This is a genomic window from Leptotrichia trevisanii DSM 22070 (assembly GCF_000482505.1).
In the GTDB taxonomy this organism is placed as follows: Bacteria; Fusobacteriota; Fusobacteriia; order Fusobacteriales; family Leptotrichiaceae; genus Leptotrichia; species Leptotrichia trevisanii.
The window spans coordinates 31,581-46,537 of record NZ_AXVL01000016.1 but is presented as its reverse complement, the minus strand read 5'-3'; the positions used below and the strand labels follow the sequence as shown (position 1 = coordinate 46,537).

The following is a 14,957-nucleotide window of genomic DNA, read 5'->3' as shown; positions in this document are numbered from 1 at the left end:
TCCCCTTTGCAAACCTGGCTTGTCTAAGCATTTTTTTGAAACAAAAACTAAACTCGCTTTTTAATAGAGGTTATTACTTTAACTTCAATATTTTGAAAAAGCTCAGATAGTAGTTTTTATTTCAAAAAAATCACGACATTTTTAATTTAATTATAAAAAATAATTTAATTAAATGAATTCTCAAGCAAAATTTCGTTAATAAAAAAAGAATTGTTTGAGATTTTTGAATACAATTTGAATTGTAATTATTTAAAGAAATGAGAGAATTGTTATTAAAAATCGAGTTTTCTTTTTCTGTTATAAGAAAGTTTTGCGTAAAGCCAGAGTAGTTTGTAGAACTTTCGCCACAACTATTAAGTGATAACCAACCAGTTAAAGATGTTAAAATAAGTGTTATTACGAAATAAGAGGTATGGTGTCTGATACCTCTGCGTTAAAAAAACTAATATAAATAAAATAAGAAAATAATTATTAATAAAAATAAATTGAAATAAAAATAAAAAAATAAACTGAAAAATAGATAGAAAAGGTTGATAATATTGAGTTTTTATCTTTAATTTTAAAATTAACCTTAATTTTAGGATTAAAAATAAAAATTTAGATAATATTTTTTATAAAAAATAGATAGAAAATGGAGAAAATGAAAGAATGAATATAAACTGGTATCCGGGGCATATGAAGAAAACGAAGGATTTGATTGTGGAAAATCTTAAGATAATTGATATTGTGATTGAGATTTTGGATGCAAGGATTCCGATTTCTAGTAAAAATCCAGATATTTCAAAGTTGGCAAATAATAAAAAGAAGATTATTGTGCTGAATAAGGTGGATTTAATTAATAGCAAGGAATGGAAGATTTGGGAGGATTATTTTTTGGAAAATAATTTTTCTGATTATTTTGTGGCTTTGAGCGTGGAAAAAGGGACAAATTTTAATGAGTTACGGAAAATTACGGATAAAATTTATGCCGAAAAATTGGAAAAGATGAAGAAAAAAGGGCTTCGTAAAACTGAAGTAAGGGCGATGATTGTTGGGATTCCTAATGTTGGGAAGTCTAAATTTATTAATAAATTTGTAAATAAAAATAAGGCAAGAGTGGGGAATACTCCAGGATTTACACGTGGAAAGCAGTGGATAAAAATTGATGAAAAATTGGAACTGCTAGATACACCGGGGGTTTTATGGCCAAAATTTGAAGATGATGAAGTGGCTTACAATCTGGCAATTACTGGTTCGATAAAGGATAATGTGTTGCCACTTGAGCAAGTTGCAATGAAATTTTTGGATAAATTAAAGGATTTGGGAAAAATTCAGAATTTGGTGAAAGTATATAATTTGGAAGAATATACAGCTGATGAGGAAATTCTGGGATTGGAAAATTATAAGATACTGGAAATTCTGGAAAAAAGACTGGGAGTTTCTAAAAATGATGAACATAATTATGAAATTATTTCAAGAAGAATATTGAAAGATTACAGAATGGGAAAAATAGGAAGATTCTTTTTGGAAATTCCTAAAAATTAGCATAATTGAGAGATTTTTTTATTTAAATTTTATAAAATAAATACAGTAAACCTACTTTAAAATTGGAGTTATATTGTGTTTTTATTTCAATGTTTTTCAAAATTTTTTGCTCTAAAATTGAAATAGAATTACTGTATTTAAAAAAAATGATACAGGTAAAATATAATAAGATAATTATTTATGTGAAAATTTATAATAACCTAAAAAAATTTTCAAAAGGGGAAAAATAGAATTGGAAGAGATTTTATTATAGAAGGAGAAGTGTAAAAATGAGAATTGGGATATTTACAGATACGTATAGGCCTCAAGTAAACGGAGTTGTGAGTTCAATTATGACACTTGAGAAGGAGCTTAGAAAGCTAGGGCATAAGGTGTATATTATTACTACGACTGATCCTGATGCGCCACAAGTCGAGCCTAATGTCTTGCGAATACCAAGTATGGAATTTAAACCGTTGCCACAGTATCGGCTAGGAATGATTTATTCTTCAAAAATAATAAAAAAAATAAAGAGATTGGAGCTAGATATTATTCATTCCCAGACAGAATGGGGAGTGGGGACATTTTCGAGATTTGCTGCGGTTAATTTGGAAATACCGCTTGTTCATACGTATCATACTTTGTATGAATATTATACACATTATATTTTTGGTTCGAGATTTGTTTCAGCTGGGAAAAAGATTGCAGCTGCAATTAGTAAGTTTTATTGTGAAAAATGCAACGCTCTAATTGTGCCTACACGAAAAGTTGAGGATATTTTGTATTCTTACGGTGTTGATCAGACAATGAATATTATTCCAACTGGACTGGAACTGGATAAATTTTATCGTGGGAATTATTCAGACGAAGATTTGGAATTTATGAGAGAAAGTTTTGGGATAGAGAAGAGTGATTTTCTTTGTGTGTATATCGGACGGATTGCCGAAGAGAAAAGTATTGATTTATTAATTGATATGTTTTCCAAAATTAAGGATGAAAACTTTAAGTTTATGATTGTCGGGCGTGGAAGAATTTTGGATGATTTAAAGAATCAGGCTGAAAAACTTGATATTTCAGACAGGGTTATTTTTACAGGGGAAGTGCCACATGATAAGGTGGCAGCTTATTATCAGATGGGGGATGTATTTTTGAATGCGAGTATATCGGAAACACAGGGGCTTACATTTGTAGAGGCAATGGCTGCAAAAACGCCTGTTGTGGCAAGATACGACTTGAATTTGGAAGACTTGCTTGTAAAAAATGAAGCAGGGCTTGTTTACAGAACAGAAGAGGAATTTATTAATTCTATAATGCTTTTAAAGGAAGATAAGGAATTTCGGGAGAAAATTATCGAAAATGCTTTTGTCGCTTCACAGGATTACACAGCACAAAAATTTGGGGAAAGAGTGGAAGCGGTTTATAAAAAAACAATAGAGGAGTATGATAGTCGTGAAAGTTTTACTATATTCAGAGGGGAAAAGTTCCTTCAGCAAATCCGGCGTTGGACAAGCCTTAAATCATCAGGTAGAAGCCCTTGGAGCAAATAATGTTGAAATTACACAGGATCCGGAAGATGATTACGATTTAGCACATATAAATACAGTTGCATTAAAGTCGTACGAAGTATTAAAACAGGCCAAGAAAAAAGGCAAGCCTGTGATTTATCATACACATACGACATATGAGGATTTTCGTGGGAGCATAAAGGGAAGTTACGTTTTGTCACCAATTATAAAATTCTGGACAAAAAAATTATATAATGAAGCAGATTATTTGATTTCCCCATCAGAATACACTAAAAACCTTATAAAATCAAAATATTTGGAAAAGGAAAAAGAAATTAGGGTAATTTCAAATGGCGTAAATATAAATAAATTTAATAAAAATGAGGCTTTAAAAGAAAAATTTTTAAATGAGTATAAATCGGTTTATGACATAAATAAACCATTAATTATAACGGCTGGATTGCCTTTTGAGAGAAAAGGGATAAAAGATTTTGTAAAAGTGGCACAGGAATGTAGCGATTACCAATTCCTTTGGTTCGGCTCGTCAAGTGTAAAATCAATGCTGCCTGACAAAATACAGAAAATCATCGAAAATCCTCCCAGAAACTTGATTTTTCCAGGATACGTTGATAAAGATATTTTAATCGGAGCATTTAGTGCCGCTAAAGCCTTTTTATTCATGACGTATGAGGAAAATGAAGGAATCGTGGTGCTGGAAGCACTTTCAGCAAAATTACCGCTTGTAGTGAGGGATATTCCTGTGTATGAAGACTGGCTGGAAGATGGGAAAACATGCTTTAAAGCTAGGAATAATGAGGAATTTTGTGAAAAAATAAGAAGCATTGTGGAAAACAATGTGGAAAACTTGGATAAATTAACGGAACAGGCTTATAATATCGCAAAAGAACGAGATTTGTTCAATGTAGGAAAAAAATACAAAGAATATTATGAGTATATATTAAATCAAAAAAAATAAAAATCTTTTTATATAAAAAAACCTAAAACAAATAATTTCAATAAATTAAAAAGAGAAAACCAGGGACAATAAATAAAAAATGGTTTTCTCTCCAATTTTAAACATTTCAACTTATTAAATACAATAAAACTACTTTAAAACTGACTTAAAAATAATGAATGATTGTATTTTCAGAATACTAAGTTCATTTAATTTTTATTATTTATTTTTTCTGACATTGCTTAGTATGCTTTCAAGCACGGGAGTCATATTGTTTAAATGTTTAGTTTTTATTATAAAATTCCAGAAAGGTTCAAATTTTTTCCAGCCAGCTGTATAAAAAAAGTGTTTTAGCTTATGCTTATCTATTTCGTGATATCCACTTGCCCTGAATATATTTTTCCATTTGTAGAATTCCTTGTATGCCCAGTTATAGCCTTGTTCGATTTCGTCAGCAGTCATATTTCGGGTTTTATAGACAACATGTCTTGTATCGTATAAATCCCAATTTCTTGTTATTATTCGGCCTTCATCTTCCATCCGCTTGAACAGCCTTGTTCCTGGATAAGGAGTTAGAATGTGGTAAGTAGAAGTTGTTATGGCGTTTTTTACTCCCCATTCAACAGTTCTTTTAAAGACGTCCTTGTCATCGTAATCCAATCCAAATACAAAGCTCCCGTTTATCATAATTCCCAACGAATGAAGCCTGTTTACTGCTTTTTCATAGTTTCTTTTTAAATTTTGATTTTTATTGCTGGATTTTAGATTTTCTGGAGAAAAAGTTTCAAATCCTACAAAAAGACTTCTTAATCCTGCTTGAGCAGCCTTTTCTATTAAATCTCCCGTAAGTATTGAGTCAACTGTTGCCGCACCTTGAAACAACCTGTTCATTCCTTTCATTCCTTCAAAAAGTTCCGCAGCAAATTTAGGATTTCCTAATAAATGGTCATCTAAAAAGTATAAATGTCTTCCTGGCAGCCTGTCAATTTCTTTTAGCGCATCATCGACAAGCTGAGTATAAAATGATTTTCCATTCTGGTAAAAAGCGTCTTTGTAGCAAAAATCACAATGATGAGGACAACCTCTCGTTACCACGATAGAATTTGGTACAAGATATTTATTTCTTTTAATTAAATCTCTTCGTGCAGGCGGTGCTCCAATTAAAGTTCTGTGTGTAGAAATATACATTTTTTGTGGATTTTTATTTTTAAAGTCCTGTAAAAATTTAGGAAAGATGTCTTCTCCTGGGCCAATCATTATAGTATCGGCATGTTCCATCGCCTCTTCCGGCAATGAAGTTACATGAAGCCCTCCTAATACTACATAACTGCCTTTTTTCCTATAGTAATCGGCTAATTTATAAGCTCTGTAAGCATTTGTAATATACACTTGAATAATAACCAAGTCAGGATTATCTTCTAAATTTAATTTTTCTACATGCTGATCCTGCAAATCTATTTCGTCATCTTCTGAAAAATACCCTGCAAGTGTTGCCAGTCCCAGTGGAGGAAATAATGAATATTTGACAGGACGCCAAAATGGGCTTTCAGCTTCTGTAAGAGCAGGCAGTATCATTTTTATTTTCATATAGTAACACCTCGTTTTTATTATTTATGTATATTCAAACCTCTTCAAAATAAAATTAACTTAAATTAGAAAAAATTAGGATTTGAGCAAAGAGCCATAATTTTTAAATTTGTGTTTAAAGTGGTTTTGCTATAATTATAACAAGAAAAAAAGTCAATTTCAATAAAGAAATTAGTGTTATATTTGATTATACAATGTACTGATATTATTTTTTTTATTGAAAAATCCTAAAAAATTTAGTAGAATATATTTACTTAAGAAAGATATATTTTAGTTAAAATATAATGTTTTTTATTTTTTTATAATTTTTTTAAATGTTTGAGTATGAAATTATAAAAAAGAGATTTGCAGAATTAAGGGAGAACAAAAATTATGAAAAAATTACACATTTTAAGTACAATGATGTTGTCGGCAGCTACTGCAATGGCTCAGGAAATTAAAATAAATGGGGGATGGGATTTTGACAGGGCATATAAAAATGATTTGACTAAACATCAGAAGGGGACTTCAAATACCAACTATGATTATAAATTCAAAAATGGCCCCGTTGCAGGAATCGAGTGGTTATTTGACAATCAGGGAAGACTTGAACTAGGAATTGGTACGGAACATAAATTTTCTGTAAAATCTTCGGCCTTAAAAGATAAAAAGGAAATTAAAATGTATGAAATAACTCCAATGTACCTGACAGGTAAATATAATTTGGTAACTTCTAAATCGGGAAATGATCTGGTTTATCTTATTGGAAGAGCAGGATATGCCCATGCTAAAGCTGGAAGAGATAATAAGAAAGATTTAAATGATAAAAATTTTCGTGGAGGACTTTATTATGCGGGAGGTTTAGGTACTCAAGTCGGGCCAGTTTCCATAGAAGCCTTATATGAAAGATCAAATTTACAATATGATAAAGTAAATTTAGGTAACATAAACAGAAATAATATAAGTACCATAAATAATTTTAAAAAGACTAAAGACAACATAAATACAATTGGTATAAGGATAGGGTACAGTATTGAAAATACGAAAAATTTATCAAAGAAAAAAAATGAAGTTGTACCTTTCGATCCTTTTAGAACGGATATTTTTGCTAAAACGGGAGATATGCAGTACACTACCGATAAAATTCAGAAAAGAAAATGGAATGGTGGAGAACTCAGGCTAAATGCAGGATATAATTTCAAAAATAGATATAATGTCCAGCCAGAACAGTTTTTGGGGACAGGAATGAAAAATAATAAATGGCAGTCTGCAAAGTCAGATTTTGATATAAAAAAAATGCCTGTTATTGGATTGGAATATTTATTTGATAATCAGGGAGCTGTTGAACTGGGAATAGGTGTAGAGCAAAAATTTCTTGATATTACAGCTTTTTTTAATGATAGAGAACAGAAACACGTTTTAAGGACTTATCCTGCTTACGCTACAACGAAGATTAACTTGGTAAATAACAAAGGTAATAATCTTGTTTATGCCGTTGGACGAATAGGATATGTGCATGGTGAAATAAAGGAGGAGAATTTTAACAGGAAAGATCTTCGTGGAGGACTTTACTATGCTGGAGGATTAGGTACGGAATTAGGGCCAGTTTCTATAGAAGCTCTTTATGAAAGGGCAAATTTTAAATATCAGCCGAAAGATATAGTCAATCCTGTCAAAACTAAAGGTAAAATCGATACATTCGGTATAAGAGTGGGATACAGAATAGGAAGCATTAAAAATAAGCCAAAAATAAAAGAAGTTAGAACAGCAGCCTATGGTTACAATGATATACCAGAAGAAGACAGGATAGACATAGCTGGCAATCTAAACAAAACAAATAAAAAAATTTCAACTTTAAAAAAGAACACTGCAAAAAATAAAAAATATATTGAAGATGAAATAAGAGAAGCAAGGGCGGCAGCTTATACCTATTATGATATACCGGAAGAAGACAGAATAGATATAGCTGCTAATCTAAAAGAAAACAGCAACAAGGTTTCGACTTTAAGAACCAATGCTGTAAAAAATAATAGATATTCTGAAGATGAAATAAAAAAAGATAACAACAAAACTATATCTGAAAAGGATGCTATAGATATAATCAATAATTTAAATTTCGATAGATTATAAAATTATGTTTATTAATTTTATAAAGTATTTTAGATATATAAGGAGAAAAAATTAAGTATATGTTGAAAAAGTGCTGAAAAATTCAGATTTTTTTGGCTTTTATAAATGACAATTTTAGAAAGGAGATACAGAATGAAAAGATTTATAGTTGAGGTTTTGCTCTTCATTTTTACAAGTTTTTCAATAATGGCTGAAAATGCAGGAAATGTGACGTCTTCAGCAAGTGAAATAAAAAATAACAGCGAAATATTATTAAAATGTTCAAATATGGCAGGAGAAACTGCACAGGGAATGGGAACAGCTGTAAATAATGGCAATAATATATTTTTAAAATGTCTAAATTCTGAAAACAGCAGTGAGAATTTGATTGGAACAAATAAAGTTAATTCCAAAGATATACTGCTGGAATGCTTAAATACAAGTGAAAATGCAGCAGGTGAAGCAGAAAAAAATGGAAATTCTGATGAAAAAATACTGAAATGTTCAAATATAGTTAGAATAATTAATGCAAATGAATTATTTCAAACGGATAAAACTGGAAGCATTAAGGGAATACAGCTGAAATGTTCAAATACAGTAAAAAATGTAAATAAAACTGAAATACCGTTATCAGACAGTGGCGGTTCAAATGATATAATATTAAAATGTTCCAGTGTATCTGAAAATCTGCTAAAAAATGAAACAGCGATAAATAGCGGCGGAACAGCTAATTCAAATGAAATAACTTTAAAATGTTCAAATATAGTTAGAGTTGTTGACGGGAATAAAGTTTTTCCAGATAATCCAGAAAATAGTGATGCGGTAATATTGAACTGTTCAGATACAGCGGAAAAAGCCGGTAATATTATTGGAAATATAGGACAGCCAAAAGGAAATATAGGATCTTTAGGAGGCAATATAGGAGGGAAAGTTCCTGTTGGGCCTATTATCGGCGGAGTGGCAGGAGCTTCTGCTGTCGGAGCAATTGCTGGTGGAATTGGACATCATAGAGGCGGTGGAAAAGGTGGAACTTCTGGACCTCAAAATGGTAGAAATGGTGGTGGCAAAGATGATAGTTCCAATCCTAAAAAACAGAAGAAAGACGATTCAAAAATTCATAATGTGAGAGGAATTGGAATACAGCCTGTCAATCCTTTTTGGAGAAGTAATCTTCAAGAAGCGGAAGACTCTTATTCAAAAATAGCAAGAGTAGGATTTCAGTGGGTAAGAATTACAGCTTCATGGCATAGAATCCAATCTAAAAAAAATGGAGGATATGATTGGCAGGACATTGATGATGCCGTTGCTCTTGCAAGAAAATATAACTTAAAAGTTTTAATGCAGATAAGCGGTGCTCCTGAATGGGCGACAGGGGCAGACAAACTTTCGACTGCTGAAAAAAATGCGTTAAATGCAAGAAAAATTTGGGTAGCTTCATTTGCTCCGCTTCCACAATATGATAATGGTTTTTCAAATTTTGTAAGTGCATTGGTAAAAAGATACGCTCCAAAGGGAGTAATAGACTATGAATTTTGGAATGAACCAGGAAATCCTGAGTTTTGGCATGATACTATTCAAAATCCTAAACCGAATCCTGAACATTATACTGATTTGCTGAAAATAGCGTATACAGCAGCACATAATGCTCATATTGATGTGAATATTATGGCTGGTGGGATGACGGTAGGTGCTACCAACAATTCAACAGGGTATATCGGGCCTATGGAATTTCTGGAAAGAATGTACAGAGCCGGGGCAAAAGGATATTTTGATGGATTATCGCACCATCCTTATGGAATTTATGCCAGAGCTTTTGGGGATAATGGCTGGGCAAATATGATAGGTGATGTTGTAAAACCTGGAGGAGGAGAGAAAACATTATACCAGATAATGTCAGAACACGGTGATGGTAATAAAAAAATATGGCCATCAGAAGTAGGACTGGATGCTTCTTATCCCGGTGTTGAAGAAACAAAACAGGCTAATATAATAAGTCAAATTTTAGGATGGTATCAAAGATCAAATATATTCGGCCCTCTTATTTTATATCAGGCAAAAGACAGAAAGCCTTATATTACTTCAGGAGTATTGGATAGGGATAGTAACGGCGATGGATGGCTTGATGTAAATATTGATACAAATGGAGATGGTGTTCCTGATGCAAACATTGATGCTGATCATAACGGACGTCCTGATGTACTGGATGCGGCAGATCCTGAAAATTATTTTGGAATTTGGAAGTCAGATGGTACTGAAAAAAAGGCAGTAGATGTAATTCGAAGATTTATTAATAATAATCCAGCACCTTCGCCATCTCCAGCTCCACTTGCAAATGGATGTGACAGTGCCACAGATGCTTCGGGCCAATGGAAGAGTGTGAAGTGTTGGGAATTTAAGGACAGAAGTCTTCCTGCAAATTGGCAAAGTAAAAGAATTATTAATCATCTGGGAAGTCATTTGACTTATCTGCCAAACAACATCAGTCTGGATGGTGAACGTGCCAAAATTACTACACGACGTCATTGTGTTAACAGAAAAGGAGATCCTCTAACTGATGCAAATGCAACTACGGGTGTATGTCCTGCAGGTAAGGTTACCCAATATTCAAGTGGTAGGCTGGAATCTGACAAACTTGTGGATGCTTCAAAGCCATTCCGTGCGGAAATACGTGCTAAAATGAACTGGAATCATTTGCGAGGAATGCGTACAGCTCTGTGGATGCAGAAACAGCAAAATGATATAGACACACCTATCTGTAAAGTTCCCGGCGGTAATGCACCTTATGGATCACTATTGATTTTGGAATGGTTTGCAGATACTCCGAGTTATGCGTGGCCTGCATCCAATATCAGTTGTTATTACAGCCAAGTCAATCACGAATGGACTCCTCGTGGCTTTACACACCGTTTGGAAAACCGTGTTGGCGGACAATCTAAATCGCTTACAGACGAATGGCATGTCTGGGCAATTGAGTTTGATGGAACGAAAGTAAGTTATTATATGGACGGAAGATTGATTCCTGTGGTTCATTATCGTATTAAAGATGCTCGACGTATCAGTGTAGTTGACAATACTCGATATGATCAATATGGTAACTATCTTTCAACTATGCCGGATGAAGACTATAGTAAGCTGAACATCAGTTCCGCTTTAGTCAAACAAGGATTTGAGAACGATAAATGGCATTTCATTATTAATGATTATGTAGAATGGGAACCTAGTCAAACCCCACCTTCCATCAATGCTCCGTTCCCGGTTCAAACTACAGAGATTGATTATGTGCGTCTGTATAAAAAATAGTGGTGGACTTTATTTCAGGTTGCTTGAATATGATGATTAATTTCATATGATTTTAGGTAACCTGAAAATCAACTTAAATTGATTTGAAAATACTGTAAAAGAAAGTATTTTTTAGAGAAGTAAGCAATGATGGAGGTTATGCTTATGATACAAAACTAAAAAAAATAGTAATTATAAACCCGCACAACAACTATAGAATAATGGCTATAATTAATTAATTGTAGGAATCTTAACTTTTTTGAATTTTTCAATTTTAAAATATAAAAATAATAATAAATACACAAAAATCAAATTTTTTTATGTTATAGTATCAGTAAGGAATAATATAGGCGATTGTAAAAGTAATAATATAAAAACTCAATAAATATAGTGTTTTTATCTAAAATATTAAAATTTTATAACAAAAATACTGGAGAAAAATAGTAAAAATTAGAACTGTAAAAGCATTGTAATTATTAGAAATTTTAGACTTTTACAAATGACTAAAAGAATAATAAAAAAGGAGATTATGAATTGTCAAGCCCTTGTGTCTCGAGCCGGTTAGAGCATCTGACTGTTAATCAGAGGGCCGTTGGTTCGAGTCCAACCGGGGACGCCATTTTTTATTTACAGGAAAAGTAAATCCGCTTTTAGGTACATGAATTGATTATCAGTTGATGTTTTTGATAAATGGATTATATAGGTATTGAACTGCACCCGGAATCTTGGATACGACAAGATAGGAGGTGTAGTTTTTTTCACTAAACTGACAAAAGAATAAAAAATTGACTGGAAAAGAGAAAATTGAATAGACGGAAAGAGACATTTTCGGATTAAATTTAGGCATGATAATTCTCTTTTTGGGTAAGTTTGTGTGGTAATAAATTGTACCTTTAAATTGGAGAAAAATCATTATATATATGTTGAAAAAGTCTTGAATTTTTTTAGGTTTTTACAAATGACTATAAAAATAAATAAAGGAGATCAACTATGAATTGTCAAGCCTTTTTTAAAAAAAATTTTAAAATTTTTGATCTTGAATTTTGGGCGAATTTAAATTAACCTATTGAAAATAGATTTTCTTAGATATTTTGTATAGTTTTTTTAAATAAGCTGCTCAGCATCAAATGGAATATTATCTTTCATAAGTCTGTAAATAACTCTTACAAGCTTATGGGCAACATGCCCCAGTGCCTTGTAATGATTTTTCCCCTGTGAACGTTTAAGAGCATAGTAATTACTGAAAACTTCATTGTTTCGGACAGCATTCCAGGCAGTGTAGATTAGGGAATATCGTAAATATTTTGAGCCACGTTTTGACATTCGGCATGATAAGGCTCTGAACTGCCCTGACTGTCTGACTTTAGGATCTAAGCCTGCAAATGCTAATAGCTTTGAAGGGGAACGGAATCTTGATATATTTCCGATTTCTCCCAGAATGCAGGCACAGGCAACATTGCTTATGCCAGGAATAGACAGGATAACAGGTTTAAGCTTTTCAATGATGGCATTGATCTGCTTTTCAGTATTCCTTATCTGCTCTTCCAGCAGCTCAATAGAGGAAATCAGCTGTGAAATATGAAAACTTAAGGAGATGTCCTCGAAACCGACAGAAGATTTAGCCTGACTTTTGATAATACAGGCAGTCTTTTCACAGAAATGCCCCCTGGAATTAGTTTTTAAAATATTTGTTAAAACATCAATTCCTAAGGCAGCTATTTCTTCTGAAGAAGGATATTTCTTCAAAAGGGCATAGACAGCTTTAGAATGGATGCCTGAAGGCAGCAGGTGAAGCTCAGGGAATATGGAATCGAGATTTCTGGACAGCAAAATTTTGCATTTACTTTTCTGCTTGACAAGGGAATCTCTGATTCTGTTGAGTTTTTTCAATGAAAGATATTCAATATCGCTCTGTGTAACGAGAGAGTATTCACGGGAAAGCAGCATTTTAGCGATATTGATGGAATCAATCCTGTCGTTTTTAGAATCCCTTCCATAAGATTTTCTAAAATTGGCGACATTTGCAGGATTGACTAGAGTGACATTAAACTTTTTGTTAAAGAAGAAATTAACAAAATTGTCAGAATAGTGTCCAGTAAATTCAAGAGCAATAACAATGTCATCTTTAGGGATGGACTTTACTTTATCAATTAAGGAAAGAAAGCCCTCAAGAGTGTTTTTGAACATAAAATTAGAAAAAACGATATTTCCGTTGTCAGAAACAAGGGAAGCAACGTGGTTGAGCTTGGCGATATCAATGCCTAAAAAAAACATAAGATCACATCCTTTAAGAAGAAATAGGGGAACTGTAGGAACCGCAAAGTTTTATCAGGCGCATTCTTGCTAAACATAAAAATTTAAAAACTTATCCAACTATAAGGGTTAAAGATAAAACAGCGGCAATAATCTCCATTGAAAAGTAGCGAGAGCTCCTTAAGAAAAATAAAAAGTCCGCAGTTTCCCTAAAATAATTATACAAAATAAGGGAAGAGAAAAGCAATAGGAACAGAAAAGAAAAAAATAAGAAATATAAAGAAAGGAGTGTGTGGTATTTTATATAATTATTTATATATTTATCATACAAGAAATTAAAAGGATTAACCTCTGCTTTATATAGAAATTAATCCTTATTAATTAGGGCATGTCTGAAAACTTTGGATCGGTGATATTTTTAATGATTACTTAAACTTATTTTATTAAAATCATTATGCAACCCATATAAATAAAATTCATAAACGAAGTTGTCGGCTTATCATAACGTGTCGCTATTCTGCGGTACTGTTTAAGCCTGTTGAAAAAGCATTCCACAACTTGTCTTTTGTATTGGATTTCGGGGGTATCGTGTATTTAGCTTCCTGGTCCTCTATGTATTTTCGTATTTCCTGCGTTCCATATGCCTTGTCTGCAAGTATATTGCCTCCCTTTATGTTTAACAATATTTCAATGGCCTGTGTACTGTCGTGAATTTGCCCTGCAGTCAGCTTGATGTATACCGGGTTTCCTAGTTCGTCTACAACTGCATGGATTTTGGTTGTTTTTCCACCTGAACTTATGCCAATATGCTGATTTACTTCTGAATTTTCTGCCCCTTTTTTGAATCTGCACTGCTTTGATAAGCTCTAACTGCTGTTGAGTAAATACTAAGGTTCTCATAGGCGGCATCTTTTTTCAAATGTTCAAATACCTTGTGAAGAATTTCTTCATCACGCCATTTGCAAAAACGTGAATACACAGTTTTCCAAGAACCGAAACGTTTGGGAAGATCTCTCCAGGGTGCACCACTGCAGGTAATCCAAAGGACAGCATTAAACATCAGGCCTGGACGTCTTGTTTTAGCTTTAGGAAACATATGTTTTATTTTATTCCACTGTTCATCTGAAACTTCATATCTTCTTTGCATGAAAAGTCCTCCTATGACTTTTCTTTTATTGTAACAGATATGGTAGCAATGTTTCAACTAACTATGAGTATTCTATTTTATAATCATTAAAAATATCACTGATTTTAGGGTTTTCAGACATGCCCTAGTTAAATTTTTTGTCCAACTTTTTGGAGTTGGTTTATTAAACAGCTTTTTTATATTATTATTCTACTTTTCACTCTTATCCACAATTACTTTTAATGAATGCCAGCTAAGTGTCGCACATTTTACTCTTGCAGGCATTTGAGCCACGTATTCCATAAGAACAGCATCTCCTAATTTTTTACTTTCTTCACTTGTCAATTTTTCTTCCTGCTTCATCATTTTGAAAAACAAATTTACTTTTTCCTTTGCTTCTTCCATTGTCTTCCCTTTTACCAAGTCAATCAGCATAGCCATCGAAGCAGTTGAAATAGCACATCCGCTTCCAATAAATGCGGCATCTGTAATTACATTATTTTCATCAATTTTTATTTCAAGTGTCAAGTCATCTCCACAATTTGGATTATGCCCACGTTCTGCAAATGTCGGATTTTCAATTTCACGGTTTAGCTCCTTACGTCTGCTGTATTCTAGTATTGTCTGCTGATATATTTTTTCTAAATTCATATTAAACCTC

8 protein-coding genes, 1 tRNA gene and 1 pseudogene are annotated in these 14,957 nt (G+C 32.7%); 6 read left to right on the top strand and 4 right to left on the bottom strand.

Translation table 11 applies throughout. The annotated features are described in order from the left end of the window. Positions 1 to 648: 648 nt before the first annotated feature. The 3 genes from ylqF to K324_RS0104220 all read left to right on the top strand — a co-directional run bounded on the left by ylqF (position 649) and on the right by K324_RS0104220 (position 3,984). Positions 649 to 1,524: a ribosome biogenesis GTPase YlqF gene (gene ylqF / locus K324_RS0104235; protein WP_026748072.1), complete on the top strand. Its 876-nt coding sequence runs from the start codon at positions 649 to 651 to the stop codon at positions 1,522 to 1,524. A gap of 269 nt (positions 1,525 to 1,793) precedes the next feature. Next, positions 1,794 to 3,050 carry a glycosyltransferase family 4 protein gene (locus K324_RS0104225; RefSeq protein ID WP_026748071.1) on the top strand — a complete coding sequence of 419 codons (1,257 nt, stop codon included), beginning with the start codon at positions 1,794 to 1,796 and terminating at the stop codon, positions 3,048 to 3,050. Next, positions 2,944 to 3,984 (top strand): glycosyltransferase family 4 protein, encoded by a 1,041-nt coding sequence (locus tag K324_RS0104220; RefSeq protein WP_232051200.1) that lies wholly within the window; start codon positions 2,944 to 2,946, stop codon positions 3,982 to 3,984. The genes K324_RS0104225 and K324_RS0104220 overlap by 107 nt, the downstream gene beginning before the upstream one ends. 198 nt (positions 3,985 to 4,182) lie before the next feature. Here the strand turns inward: K324_RS0104220 and K324_RS0104215 are convergent, their stop codons facing one another. Continuing rightward, complete coding sequence (locus K324_RS0104215) at positions 4,183 to 5,550, bottom strand: B12-binding domain-containing radical SAM protein (protein WP_026748069.1); 1,368 nt, start codon at positions 5,548 to 5,550, stop codon at positions 4,183 to 4,185. 372 nt (positions 5,551 to 5,922) lie between these two features. On the opposite strand from K324_RS0104215, the gene K324_RS0104210 reads away from it, so the two are divergent. The 3 genes from K324_RS0104210 (at position 5,923) to K324_RS0104200 (ending at position 11,536) form a co-directional block, all read left to right on the top strand. Continuing rightward, positions 5,923 to 7,659 carry a hypothetical protein gene (locus tag K324_RS0104210; RefSeq protein ID WP_026748068.1) on the top strand — a complete coding sequence of 579 codons (1,737 nt, stop codon included), beginning with the start codon at positions 5,923 to 5,925 and terminating at the stop codon, positions 7,657 to 7,659. A gap of 132 nt (positions 7,660 to 7,791) precedes the next feature. Beyond that, positions 7,792 to 10,938, top strand: a complete 3,147-nt coding sequence (locus K324_RS0104205) for a cellulase family glycosylhydrolase (RefSeq protein WP_232056084.1) — start codon at positions 7,792 to 7,794, stop codon at positions 10,936 to 10,938. Positions 10,939 to 11,458: 520 nt separating this feature from the next. Continuing rightward, a tRNA-Asn gene (locus tag K324_RS0104200) sits at positions 11,459 to 11,536 on the top strand. Positions 11,537 to 12,021: 485 nt separating this feature from the next. Here the strand turns inward: K324_RS0104200 and K324_RS0104195 are convergent. The 3 genes and pseudogenes from K324_RS0104195 to sufU form a co-directional block, all read right to left on the bottom strand. Beyond that, entirely contained in the window at positions 12,022 to 13,191 is a 1,170-nt protein-coding gene (locus K324_RS0104195; protein WP_026748066.1) for an IS110 family RNA-guided transposase, read from the bottom strand. 414 nt (positions 13,192 to 13,605) lie between these two features. After that, positions 13,606 to 14,317: pseudogene (locus tag K324_RS15425) on the bottom strand (IS5 family transposase). A gap of 189 nt (positions 14,318 to 14,506) precedes the next feature. Then, positions 14,507 to 14,947 carry a Fe-S cluster assembly sulfur transfer protein SufU gene (gene sufU, locus K324_RS0104185; protein ID WP_026748064.1) on the bottom strand — a complete coding sequence of 147 codons (441 nt, stop codon included), beginning with the start codon at positions 14,945 to 14,947 and terminating at the stop codon, positions 14,507 to 14,509. Positions 14,948 to 14,957: the final 10 nt, after the last annotated feature.

What these genes read in the sequence shown, in the direction of transcription:
- K324_RS0104220 (WP_232051200.1), top strand. Translation starts at nt 2,944, where the DNA reads ATGATAGTCGTGAAAGTTTTACTATATTCAGAGGGGAAAAGTTCCTTC.
- K324_RS0104225 (WP_026748071.1), top strand. Translation starts at nt 1,794, where the DNA reads ATGAGAATTGGGATATTTACAGATACGTATAGGCCTCAAGTAAACGGA.
- K324_RS0104215 (WP_026748069.1), bottom strand. Translation starts at nt 5,550, where the DNA reads ATGAAAATAAAAATGATACTGCCTGCTCTTACAGAAGCTGAAAGCCCA.
- K324_RS0104205 (WP_232056084.1), top strand. Translation starts at nt 7,792, where the DNA reads ATGAAAAGATTTATAGTTGAGGTTTTGCTCTTCATTTTTACAAGTTTT.
- K324_RS0104210 (WP_026748068.1), top strand. Translation starts at nt 5,923, where the DNA reads ATGAAAAAATTACACATTTTAAGTACAATGATGTTGTCGGCAGCTACT.
- ylqF (WP_026748072.1), top strand. Translation starts at nt 649, where the DNA reads ATGAATATAAACTGGTATCCGGGGCATATGAAGAAAACGAAGGATTTG.
- K324_RS0104195 (WP_026748066.1), bottom strand. Translation starts at nt 13,191, where the DNA reads ATGTTTTTTTTAGGCATTGATATCGCCAAGCTCAACCACGTTGCTTCC.
- sufU (WP_026748064.1), bottom strand. Translation starts at nt 14,947, where the DNA reads ATGAATTTAGAAAAAATATATCAGCAGACAATACTAGAATACAGCAGA.